Raw genomic sequence first — 12882 nt, 5'->3', positions numbered from 1 at the left:
ATTTCTAAGCCTATAAATGATATAAATTCAATTATGTTTTATTCATCTATTTAGTGTTTTTTTCACGCTCAATGGCGCGATAACCGATATCATGACGATAAAAACAGCCGTGCCAATGGATTTTATCAACTTGTTGATAAGCACGTTGCTGAGCGTCCAATACCGTATCTCCTAAAGCAGTGACACAAAGTACACGACCACCGTTAGTTAACACATGCCCTTTTTCAAAACTCGTACCTGCATGGAACACTTTACAATCAGCTGTCGATTCAGTAGGTAAACCAATGATTGTATCTTGGGTATTATATTCACCCGGATAACCACCAGCAGCCATAACGACACCTAATGCAGGTCTTCGATCCCAGTTGGATTTAACCGTACTTAATTGACCATTTACCGCCGCCAAACATAACTCAATCAAGTCTGATTGCATACGCATCATAATGGGTTGGGTTTCGGGATCGCCAAAGCGACAATTAAATTCAATTACTTTAGGATTACCCTGTTTATCAATCATTAAACCTGCATACAAAAAACCAACATAAACATTGCCTTCTTGAGCCATGCCATTTACGGTTGGATAGATAATTTGTTCCATAACTTTGGTAAACACCTCATCTGTCACAACAGGTGCTGGAGAGTAAGCGCCCATTCCTCCCGTATTTAAACCCGTATCACCGTCACCGACTCGCTTGTGATCTTGACTTGTTGCCATTGGCTCGACATGCTTGCCATCAACCATGACAATAAAACTAGCTTCTTCGCCCGTTAAAAATTCTTCGATAACCACTCGATGACCCGCATCACCAAATGCATTACCCGCTAGCATATCGCGTACAGCATTTTCAGCTTCTTCAAGGGTCATGGCAACAATAACCCCTTTACCGGCCGCTAGCCCGTCGGCTTTAATCACAATGGGGGCGCATTTTTCACGTATATAGGCAATGGCAGGATCAATTTCAGTAAAAGTTTGATATTCAGCAGTGGGGATTTGGTGACGCGCTAAAAAATCTTTAGTAAAAGCTTTAGAACCTTCTAGCTGAGCTGCCGATTTAGTTGGCCCAAAAATGTTTAATCCGGCTTTTTGAAAACTATCAACAACACCAAGTACTAATGGGACTTCAGGCCCCACTATGGTTAAATCAATTTGCTGTTGCTGGGCAAAATTAAGTAATCCACTAATATCATTTGCTTTGATATTAATATTTTCTAAATTAGGCTCAAGTGCTGTACCTGCATTACCCGGTGCGACAAAAACTTTTGTAACCAAGGGGGACTGTGCCGCTTTCCATGCTAAAGCATGCTCACGACCACCATTACCAATAACCAATACTTTCATACCCATTCCTTTAATTTGTTCTTAACTGACATTTATATTATACGATCAATGTCTAAAATGACGCATATTAGTAAAAATCATTGCAATATTATGTTCATTTGCAGCTTGAATAACCTCATCATCACGGATAGAACCACCTGGCTGAATGACACAAGTTACCCCTACTTTAGCCGCCGCATCAATACCGTCTCTGAATGGAAAAAATGCATCAGATGCGACCACACAGCCTGCTACTTCTAAATTTTCATCTTGCGCTTTAATACCGGCTATTTTAGCTGAATAAACACGACTCATTTGTCCTGCTCCAATTCCAATGGTCATGTTGTCTTTGGCATAAACAATGGCATTTGATTTAACAAACTTAGCCACTTTCCAGCAAAACAGTGCATCAGATAGTTCTTTTTGAGTTGGTTGCCGTTTGGTCACCACTGTCAATTGATTTTCGGTGACCATACCTAAGTCATGTTCTTGAACTAACAGTCCACCATTTACTCGTTTAAAATCTAAACGACTATTCGATGATTGCGACCATTGACCACATGCTAATACCCGTACATTTTTTTTCGTCTGCATTATGGCAAGTGCATCTTCATTAATTGACGGTGCTATAATCACTTCTACAAATTGGTTTTCTATAACTCTGGTTGCCGTTTTTGCATCTAAAGAACGATTAAAAGCAATAATCCCACCAAAAGCAGACGTTGGATCGGTTTTAAACGCATTTAAGTAAGCATTCAAAAGGGTGTCACTCACAGCCACTCCGCAAGGATTAGCGTGTTTGACAATCACACACGCTGGCTCATCAAATGATTTAACGCATTCAAGTGCTGCATCCGCATCCGCAATATTGTTATAAGAAAGTGCCTTACCTTGTAATTGTTTAGCTGTCGCAATTGATGCGTCGTTTATATCTTCATCAATATAAAAAGCTGCTTTTTGATGTGCATTTTCACCATAACGCATGTCCTGCTTTTTGATAAATTGAAGATTCAATGTTCGTGGAAATTGTCCAGACACTTTATCGGTTTCACCATAATAAGGCGGCACTAACTTCCCAAAATAGTTGGCAATCATGCCATCATATTTTGCTGTGTGTTCAAAAGCTTTAATCGCCAAATTGAAACGATATGGGTAGCTAAGAGAATTATCTTGCTGATCCAGCAATTCAATAATGGTCGAATAGTCATTGTAATCAACAACAATAGCGACATCTTGATGATTTTTAGCCGCGGCACGTACCATGGTGGGGCCACCAATATCAATATTTTCAACGGCATCTTCTAAACGGCAATCTGATTTAGCGACGGTGTCAGCAAAGGGATACAAGTTAACCACGACCATATCAATCGGTGCAATTTGATGTTGATGCATCACATCATCATCGAAACCTCGCCGCCCTAAAATTCCACCATGAATTTTAGGATGAAGCGTTTTGACTCTTCCTTCCATCATCTCAGGAAATCCGGTATAGTCTGAAACCTCAATGACGGGAATATTGTGTTTCATAAGCAATTTAGCTGTACCGCCGGTGGAAAGTAGTTCAACGTTTCGTTGATGAAGAGCTTGGGCAAATTCGATAATACCGGTTTTGTCAGATACGCTAAGTAAAGCGCGATGAATAGGTCGAAACTGCTGCATGATGGGGCTCCGAAGTTAATACTTTAAATCCAAATCAATTGAATCGGTATTATATATAAAAGCATCATCGATGTTTAGTGATTAGTTTATATTCTGATAAATTTAATTATATCGCGCGAAGCGAATCTAGCATTTTAAGCGTAGTGTATGGAGCATTTAAAAATTTACCTTGAAAAATAGAACAAGCTTTTTTAGCTATAAAAGTGATCTGATTTTAAAAAATAAAGAGTATTGTTTGATTGGTAGTAACCGAAAAATTGATAAATAGGTAGTTTTAATGTATTCCTATCGCAATAAAATTTATTTGGTTAAAAAATGAGTTATCAATAAAGCGGAATAACCTAAACTAAATTGATAACTCATTAAATAACCAAGCAATAAGGTTTAATCGTCACTATAGCCAAGACTGCGTAATGCACGCTCGTCATCAGCCCAACCCGCTTTGACTTTAACCCATAACTCTAAATGAACCTTGGTATCAAAAAAAGATTGCATATCTTTACGCGCTTCAATCCCAATTTTTTTGATCTTTTCACCTTTATTGCCAATAACCATTTTCTTTTGACCATCACGTTCGACCAATATTAGACCATTGATTCGATACATGCCTGTTCGTTCATCAACTTTGAATTGTTCAATTTCAACGGTTACCGAATAAGGCAATTCATCCCCTAAAAAACGCATTAATTTTTCACGAATGATTTCAGATGCCATAAACCGTTGCGATCGGTCAGTAATGTAATCTTCTGGAAAATGGTGTTCACCAACCGGTAAATGTTTTTTCACAATATCTTTGATGATATCAATGCCTTCACCCTTTTCAGCGCTAATTGGTACGACATCAAGAAAATTGATTTTTTGGCTGATTTCTTGAATATGAGGTAACAATTGGGTTTTATCGGTAACATTATCAATTTTATTGATCACTAATAAGACTGGCGACTTACAATCTTTCAATTTGTTAGCAACCATTTCGTCATCATCGGTCCAGTGTGTCCCCTCAACGACAAAAATCACCAACTCTACATCACCAATAGAGCTACTTGCCGCTCGATTCATAAGGCGGTTAATCGCTCTTTTTTCTTCAATGTGAAGACCGGGTGTATCGATATAAATTATTTGGTCATTACCTTGAGTATCAATGCCCACTATACGATGACGTGTTGTTTGAGCTTTACGCGAGGTAATAGAAACTTTTTGACCTAATAATTGATTTAATAATGTTGATTTGCCGACGTTTGGTCGACCTACGATGGCAACGAATCCACAATGTTGTGTTGTTTCTGTCATTTTATACCTAATTGATTGAGTGCTTGTTGAGCAGCAGCTTGTTCGGCTTTACGGCGACTAAGTCCTCGCCCTAAATATTGATGATCATCATTTTCAAGTTTGCATTGAATCAAAAATTCTTGCTCGTGTTTATCACCTGTAACTTCAAGGATCAAATAACAAGGACGTTCTTGATGGATTCCTTGTAAGTATTCTTGAAGTCTTGTTTTTGAATCTTTTTGTTTCACGCCCGGTTTAATTTCTGCTAACCGGCTCTGATACCAAGACAGTATTAACCGCCTGACATTTTCAATATTACTATCTAAATAGATCGCACCAATAATGGCTTCAACTGCATCAGCGATAATTGATTCCCGACGAAAACCACCGCTTTTTAATTCACCTTGTCCTAAGGTCAGATAATTTCCTAAATTGAATGCTTTACCTATTTCAGCCAATGTTGTGCCACAAACTAAGCTTGCTCGCATCTGACTTAAATCGCCTTCATCTTGCTGCTTAAATCGATGAAAAAGATCGTCTGCAATGGCAAAGCTTAAAATAGAATCGCCTAGAAACTCTAGGCGTTCGTTATGTCGTTTATTCGCACTTCGATGAGTTAAGGCTAATTCAAGTAACGAAAGGTTTTGAAACTGATAGCCAATCGACTGTTGCAAAGATTTTAAATTTTTAATACTCATGGCGACTAGTGTATGCCTCCAATACGGCTAAAGCGAATCCCCGTAGGCCATTCATCGGGTTGTTTTTCAAAGCTAATCCATATTGCTGTCGCTTTACCAACGAAGTTTGATTCAGGCACGAATCCAAAATAACGGCTGTCGCCACTGTTATCACGATTATCACCCATCATAAAGTAATTGCCTTCCGGTACAACCCAAGTCGCAAGCGGTTGTCCATTTTGATGGAAGAAATATTCAGGTTTTTCAATTATGTTTTCCGTTGTTAAAATATCGTGTGGTTCATCACCCAGTGTTTCTTGTTGTATGTTTAAATTTAATGATACGACAGAGTTTGAATCAGCAATCCCTTTTTCTTTATACTGTTCTAAAGTATAAAAATTAGGCCCTGATTTGAATTGCTGATGAACTTGTTTCCAATTACTTAATTTTGGTTCACTGTAATGTAAATCCAGTGGTTGCGTTTTTTGCCCTACACAGTTGGTATCACTACTTTGGCAAGCAGGATAAATAAAGAGTTTTTTGTCTTGAACTGAGTAAACAATTTTATCACCTGGCAAGCCAACTACACGCTTAATTAAATCAATTTTTGAACCATCTGGGTGTTTAAAAACAGCAACATCTCCTCTTTTAGGATGCCCTGTCGATATAATGACCGTATTAGTAATGGGATCACGCAATCCATAAGAATATTTCTGAACAGCAATAAAATCACCAATCAAAAGTGTCTGCATCATCGAACCAGACGGAATCTGAAACGGTTCATATAGAAACGAGCGAATGAAAAAGACAACAAAAAGAACAGGAAAAAATGAGGCTAAATTTTCTACCCAACCTTTAGGTTTACCGACTTGAGCCAGCACTTTTCCATCGATTTCGCCATTGCACTGTTTACGGACTTCCTCAACTTTACGCTGTCTTGCAGGCTTCCAGCGGTATTTTTCTAAAAACCAAAACATACCTGTTATCAATGTTACTATTGTTAATATGATGGCGAATGTATTAGCCATTTTTTTTCCTCTTTTACTGGTTAATCTTTACCGACATGTAAAATAGCTAAAAACGCTTCTTGTGGTAATTCAACATTACCCACTTGTTTCATGCGTTTTTTACCCTCTTTTTGCTTTTGTAAAAGTTTTTTCTTACGACTAACGTCACCACCATAACATTTTGCTAATACATTTTTACGTAATTGCTTAACGGTTGAACGAGCAATGATATGATTTCCGATTGCTGCTTGAATAGCAATATCAAATTGTTGACGTGGAATTAAATCTTTCATTTTTTCAACTAATTCGCGACCGCGATAAGGTGCATTGTCCTTATGAGTGATTAACGCTAACGCATCAACACGTTCTCCGTTAATAAGTACATCTAACCTGACCATATCGGCAACTTGGAAACGTTTGAAACTGTAATCCAATGAAGCATAACCACGAGAAGTTGACTTTAACTTGTCAAAGAAATCTAAAACCACTTCGGTCATAGGGATTTCATAGGTTAGCGCCACCTGATTTCCATGATAAACCATATGCGTTTGTACCCCACGCTTTTCAACACAAAGTGTAATAACATTGCCAAGATAAGTCTGTGGTACCAAAATGTTACACTCGGCAATAGGCTCACGCAATTCTTGAATATTGTTAACAGCAGGTAGTTTAGCAGGGCTGTCAACATAGATTATCTCGTTTGACGTTGTCAGCACTTCGTAAACTACTGTTGGCGCTGTCGTAATCAAATCTAAGTTGTATTCACGCTCTAACCGCTCTTGAATGATTTCCATGTGTAATAATCCAAGGAAACCACAACGGAAACCAAACCCTAATGCACCTGAGTTTTCTGGCTCATAAAATAGCGATGCATCATTTAGGCTTAATTTTCCAAGTGCATCACGAAAGGCTTCATAATCATCCGAACTAGTCGGGAATAACCCAGCATAAACCTGTGGTTTTACTTTTTTGAACCCCGGTAATGGGTTTTCTGCTGGCGTTTTAGCAGATGTTAATGTATCACCAACAGGAGCCCCTAAAATATCTTTAATTGCACAGACAACCCAACCTACTTCACCACATTGTAAACAGGTTTTGTCGACTTGTTTTGGGGTAAATATTCCAAGGCGATCAACATTGTAAGTCATTCCTGTGCTCATCACTTTGATTTTATCCCCTTTCTTTAATTCACCATTTTTAATGCGAATTAAAGACACAACACCAAGATAATTATCAAACCATGAGTCAATTATCAATGCCTGCAAAGGTGCATTTGAATCACCTTCAGGTGGCGGAATATCATTAACCAATTGTTCGAGTACATCAATAACCCCCACACCTGTTTTTGCTGAACAGCGAACAGCATTAGAGGCATCAATACCAACAATATCTTCGATTTCTTCTGCCACACGTTCCGGCTCAGCAGCGGGCAAATCAATTTTATTTAGCACTGGGACAACTTCAAGATTCATATCTAAAGCGGTATAACAGTTTGCCAGAGTTTGTGCTTCAACGCCTTGACCTGCATCAACCACTAACAACGCCCCTTCACAAGCCGCTAACGATCGCGATACTTCGTAAGAGAAGTCAACATGACCGGGGGTGTCAATAAAATTAAGCTGATATGTCTCACCATTTTTTGCATGATAATCGAGAGTAACACTTTGTGCTTTAATTGTTATACCACGTTCACGTTCAAGATCCATTGAATCTAAAACTTGTGCTGCCATTTCACGATCAGACAGACCTCCACAAATTTGTATGATGCGGTCTGAAAGTGTAGATTTACCATGGTCAATATGAGCAATAATTGAAAAATTGCGGATATTTTTATTCATATCAATAAATTATATTTTGTATTTTAGTTGTAAACAATTAACTATTTAAATACCGAATAGTGATAAACAGTATCTCATAATAATTATAAAGCTAGAAAGAGTAGCATTTTACACATTTATCACTGCTAAGCATAGCGTTATCGAGAAGTTAACCACTATTTCTCAATAATATTTTGTGCAATACGTTCTATAGTCGTTCGCGGTAGATTACCAATAATGATAATATTCTTTTTAGCAATATTGGTTGAAAAAATGGTTCGTCCACCTTGTTGGATAAACTGATTAGCCTGATTTGCTTTTTCGGAAGAAACATTGACCGTAAATGAAAAAACGCCATCTGAAAAAAGCTTTGTGGCTATATCTGAATTATAAAAATTGACATTATATGCTGCCACTTCTTTAAATCCTTTAGGTAGCCATGCTAATCGCCATGAATCGAGTACGTTTTCTTGTTTTTCAATAGATAATAAAATAGGGTAGCTTCGAGTTTCGATGTATTCCTTTACTGCTTTTTTATCAAAATTTTCGTCGAGATCGACTACTTTAAGTTGGCTGATAATTTCGCTATGTTGATCTAATAAATCTATACGAATCGGTAGGTAAATTTCATCATCAACCCAAATAACATAGCTATAACGATCTTTATCTTTTGCGACCATTTTAACCAATTGTACGCTACGATTTGCTGTCCGTGTTTTTCCTAATAAAGTAAAGTCATATACATCGGTAAGTTCATTAAAATCGTTATATATAATATCTGGGAAAGCCTCAACAATTCGTGAACTGCTTATCGAAAAAGACTCGCTATCCGGTTGGAAGTAGCTAATGACGTTTTCATGTAAAATAATTTCTCTCGCAGCACCTTCAAGATAAAGTAACAACGCTTTGACATCTTTTTTATTTTCCGCACCTAAATGCGTATATTCATATGTACTAACGTATTGATTTTTATCTTGTGATAAGAAGTGAATCTGATAATCTTGAGTTTGCACTGCCTTGCTCATTTTATTAAGCAGAGCGACAGGATCATTATTTTCACTAGCTTGAATTGACAGGGACATTAGCAGAAAAAACAGACTAGCAAATATATAGCTACTCTGTTTTATCATTGTTTGGAAATTTGAATAAAATTTTAATTTCATTTCGGATTACTGAGCATTTAACCTTTTTTGCAGTTCATAATCTTGTACAAGTAATCTGATTTTATCATATTGTCTTTTTTCTAGAAGTTGCTGATCATTCTGTTGCTGTAGTCCTCCAACAGGCGCAACATTGACACCAACAGGGATGGTATTTAAAGTTGGGATATTACTATCACTATCAGATTGACGTTGTTGATATTGTACACCCGCAATAATCGCTAAAGTAACGCAAGCAGCAAGACCAACTTGACTGACTTTTGCCATGACGTCTTTGAGACGAATCCAAATAAGATTTTGTTTATTTGGTCGCGATATTTCATCCTGATTAGGTTGATTGGTTAATTTGTTATAGATATCTTCTTTAGCAATGGCGTTTGCCACTTGTTTAGAAATATCCAAAGTTAATGCGCTACTATGCAAGTCACCACGCATTGCTTCTCTGGCAATATGATAGCGATGCCAACATGATTGAAGGCTTTCATCATTTGATATTTCATCAATGAAATGATCACTTGTAAACTCGCCATCCATAAGCAATGAAAGTTGCTCTTTCTGTTCAATTCGCATAGTAGATACCTTAAATTTATGACTACTCATTATCATTTTGTATTCAACCAATTAATGGTTTTAATTTTTCATCAATCGCATCTCTTGCTCTAAAAATGCGTGATCTCACTGTTCCAACCGGCGTATCCATTATTTCTGCAATCTCCTCATAACTTAAACCATCAATTTCACGTAATGTAATTGCTATTCTTAAATCATCAGGAAGCGCATCAATTGCTTCAAATACGGCTTTTTTAACTTCATCAGAAAGCGCTAAATTCTCAGGATTATCAAGATCCCTGAGCGAATCAGCTCCTTCATAACTTTCCGCCTCGCTTGCATCAACATCCGATGAAGGTGGTCTTCGACCTTGAGACGTTAAATAATTCTTTGCTGTGTTAACCGCTATGCGGTATAACCATGTGTAAAAAACACTTTCCCCTTTAAATAAGCTTAACGAACGATAAGCTTTGATAAAGGTTTCTTGTACAACATCTGGCACTTCAGAAGCGAGTACATAACGAGAAACCAAGTGAGACAATTTATTTTGATAACGAACCACAAGTAAATTGAACGCATTTTTATCTCCGTTTAATACACGGTCAACTAAAACTTGGTCTGTTACTTGCTCCCCCATTAAAGGCCATTCCTCATTATGTTAATAACTGTTGCTCGGCCAAAACGCTGCACTCACACAGTTAGATTCTTAAATTAAAAAAAAGTTCCATTATTTTAATAGAAATTTTATTTTGGGATCTATTAATAATTAGATTAAAGTTTTTTAAAATTAAAACCAGTTGATTTATTTAACTATTTTTCATAAAACTATTGTGTAATGACATTTTAAATAATTCTAATTTAATAAAAAGATCTCACGCTTACCAGCATCATTATAGGTGATTTGGTAGAATTGAGGTAGATTAAAATTGACTGAACTACTCGTTTTAAAGGTAAAACGATCATCGGATAGCACATAAAAATCATTTATATCTTTAACCATACTCTCCTTTGTGCCGTTGCAATTACGGTAAATTTCAATTTGGTTATTTTCATTCAAAATGTAAAGATCGAATCCTGAATCGGTATCTTCAAAAAAGAATTGAATGATTCCCTCATAGGCAACACTGTCAATTTCTTTTGGTAACTCATTTGTTTGATCCAAAATATTTAACGGGCGACCTTGTACTTTATTGTTCGATACTGCCCCATAAAAATCGATTGCATTATCAAACTGATGAAAAGAGACCCCTAACCTTTCAAAAAAGAGATACCATGAAGAACCACCTATCCGTAATGGTTTAACCTGTGTCGAATTATTTTGTGTCGTGGTTAATCGTAATTCTATACACTCATCCATTAATGTTTTCATTTGTTGCTTAATTTCATTACCTAAATATTTACTGTAGCAAAAAATTTCCATAGGATTAGGTAAATCCGCATCTTTGTGCATGCGATTTAATAACGTTTTAATCGCTTCCAGTACGCACAACGCTCCGCTAAAATGTAGTACACGTATTTCATTCCATGAATTGCGATAAAGCAAATCAACCGATCCCACTAAACTTAACTCTTTTTTTCCGTAATTTAACACATTGTTGCTAAACTCAAATTCAAAATCTAGATTAGTACTAGGATCATCTTCAAGATTTAACATGATTGCTAAATGACGAATTTCACAAGGCCCATATAACTGTTCTTCCGTCGCCTTTGGAATTTCTATAGGAAAATATTCTTTTAAGTTTTCAATTAATTTATTGATTTTCGAGTTATCTCTTTTTTCACCGTCATGACAGTAAAATTGAGTTTTATCTGAGATTAAGCCATTAAAATAACACCAACCGACTAGTTTAACCAGATATTTACTATATTCTAAATATTGATGACCTGAAATTGAGTTTAATACCGGTTTTTGATTATACACATACCAACCAGCACGATTAATTCTATCTTCTTTTACGTGGATAAACGTTAATGCTTGTTCTTGCAAATTATTAGCAATATTTAACTTTAACGTCGTTATTTTTCCGGGTAATACTTCAAAAGAAGCGTAAAGCTTACGAGTTAATATTGCCATATCTTGTGGACTAATGAGAGAATCCAAATTATTACGGCGCCCAAAATTAAGTAAATTTCGGTATCCTGTCATCATGGTTTGCAGTAATATTTCATGCATTTCTCGAACTTGCTCTATCTTCCAAGTATGACTCGCATCCAATTTAGCTAAACGCTCTGACGTCCAGCCCCACTCTTTTACCAGATCATTCAAAACGTCCCGACGCCATGAAACAGTTTTTTTTGTTTGAGAAAGTTTTTCGTTTACTTTTAGATAAAAACAGATTCTGATCAGATCCAGCCTTTCAAAATCTTTAATCTCGATTAAATATTGAGTGATCCTATCTAAAAGCATATAGTAAGAATCTAAATTTATTCCCTTTTGAGTTAGCGATTTTTGGATACATTCTCGCATTTCATAAGCTATGGGTCTATTTTGCGGATATATCCAAGAATAAGCTTCTAGTAGTAACGTTTTGAGCACCGCTTTAAAAGGAGAATCGATACTTTTGTAGAGTTGCCATAAACTGGCTCCAAAATACTCTTCAGCAGAAAGACCTGTTAAAGGTCCAAAATCGATCCACTCTTCCCGCTTAATTAGCTTTGAATCAACCAAAGCATTCACACACTGTTCATAAGTCGAATAGCTAACGTTATTCACGGTGAAGTTATAGGGCACCACAAACCATAACAGATATTTTCCTGCTAATAGTGTGGCTGTTCGATAAAATTCCTCAAGTAATAAAATGTGTTGCGCAGAACCACAATTTTCCCCCATTAAACATTCATGATGTTTATTGATGAAGCGATCCACATCAACGACAAATAAGGTTAATTTTACATTTTGTTCTTTAGCCCAATTTTCGACTAAACGACATTTTTCAATTAAGGCTTGCTTTCTTTTTTCGGATAAATTATTTTCAATACAAAGCCAAATATCTAAATCGGATTCGACTGATTGTCCAATGGAACATGTACTACCCATGGAGTAGAGTGCCGATATTTCGGGATTGTTCACATTTGGAATAGCCTCAAATTCAAAACAGTTCTTGAGTTGCGAACAAATCTCATCGGTTGTCTGGTAATAAGCGATTCCTGATGGAGTATCTTCAGCATGATAGCCGGGCAATTTAGGGTGATGAAAATGAAAAATGGCGGGTAGCAAAGAAAATACACGTTGAAACTCAATTGACATCCCAATCAAAGCACGTTCATGTTTTAGATGGACAAGATCTTTAAGTTCTTTTTTTATGTTATTAATATAATATAGCATAACTTTATCTGGATGAAACACGTGTACTACTAACGGACTGCCTCAATCTAACATTTTATGAGTAGAAGGTAAATAGAATAAAAAATATAAAAATTTGTTAA

At 36.5% G+C, this 12882-nt stretch carries 10 protein-coding genes; all 10 read right to left on the bottom strand.

Annotated elements, in window-relative coordinates:
- Positions 1 to 46 precede the first annotated feature (46 nt).
- The 10 genes from purD to ACGH6P_RS07610 all read right to left on the bottom strand — a co-directional run bounded on the left by purD (position 47) and on the right by ACGH6P_RS07610 (position 12781).
- Positions 47 to 1339 carry a phosphoribosylamine--glycine ligase gene (gene purD, locus ACGH6P_RS07655; RefSeq protein WP_411597172.1) on the bottom strand — a complete coding sequence of 431 codons (1293 nt, stop codon included), beginning with the start codon at positions 1337 to 1339 and terminating at the stop codon, positions 47 to 49.
- Between the two features lie 45 nt (positions 1340 to 1384).
- On the bottom strand, positions 1385 to 2977 hold the full coding sequence (purH, locus tag ACGH6P_RS07650; protein ID WP_411597171.1) for a bifunctional phosphoribosylaminoimidazolecarboxamide formyltransferase/IMP cyclohydrolase: 1593 nt from the start codon (positions 2975 to 2977) through the stop codon (positions 1385 to 1387).
- 384 nt (positions 2978 to 3361) lie between these two features.
- On the bottom strand, positions 3362 to 4267 hold the full coding sequence (era, locus tag ACGH6P_RS07645) for a GTPase Era (protein ID WP_411597170.1): 906 nt from the start codon (positions 4265 to 4267) through the stop codon (positions 3362 to 3364).
- A complete protein-coding gene (gene rnc / locus ACGH6P_RS07640; protein WP_267350575.1) occupies positions 4264 to 4944 on the bottom strand; it encodes a ribonuclease III in 681 nt (226 codons plus the stop codon). The genes era and rnc overlap by 4 nt, the downstream gene beginning before the upstream one ends.
- A gap of 5 nt (positions 4945 to 4949) precedes the next feature.
- Entirely contained in the window at positions 4950 to 5951 is a 1002-nt protein-coding gene (gene lepB, locus ACGH6P_RS07635; protein ID WP_411597169.1) for a signal peptidase I, read from the bottom strand.
- 20 nt (positions 5952 to 5971) lie between these two features.
- Positions 5972 to 7768 (bottom strand): translation elongation factor 4, encoded by a 1797-nt coding sequence (gene lepA / locus ACGH6P_RS07630; RefSeq protein WP_065559570.1) that lies wholly within the window; start codon positions 7766 to 7768, stop codon positions 5972 to 5974.
- Positions 7769 to 7923: 155 nt separating this feature from the next.
- Positions 7924 to 8910 carry a MucB/RseB C-terminal domain-containing protein gene (locus ACGH6P_RS07625; RefSeq protein WP_411597168.1) on the bottom strand — a complete coding sequence of 329 codons (987 nt, stop codon included), beginning with the start codon at positions 8908 to 8910 and terminating at the stop codon, positions 7924 to 7926.
- A gap of 6 nt (positions 8911 to 8916) precedes the next feature.
- Positions 8917 to 9477 (bottom strand): RseA family anti-sigma factor, encoded by a 561-nt coding sequence (locus ACGH6P_RS07620; RefSeq protein WP_267350581.1) that lies wholly within the window; start codon positions 9475 to 9477, stop codon positions 8917 to 8919.
- 43 nt (positions 9478 to 9520) lie between these two features.
- Positions 9521 to 10093, bottom strand: coding sequence for an RNA polymerase sigma factor RpoE (rpoE, locus tag ACGH6P_RS07615; protein ID WP_411597167.1), 573 nt, complete (start codon positions 10091 to 10093; stop codon positions 9521 to 9523).
- Positions 10094 to 10309: 216 nt separating this feature from the next.
- Positions 10310 to 12781 (bottom strand): class I adenylate cyclase, encoded by a 2472-nt coding sequence (locus ACGH6P_RS07610; protein WP_411597166.1) that lies wholly within the window; start codon positions 12779 to 12781, stop codon positions 10310 to 10312.
- Positions 12782 to 12882: the final 101 nt, after the last annotated feature.

Source organism: Gilliamella sp. CG25, assembly GCF_046635705.1.
GTDB classification, from domain to species: domain Bacteria; phylum Pseudomonadota; class Gammaproteobacteria; order Enterobacterales; family Orbaceae; genus Gilliamella; species Gilliamella apicola_I.
This window is presented reverse-complemented; position numbering and strand designations above follow the sequence as displayed.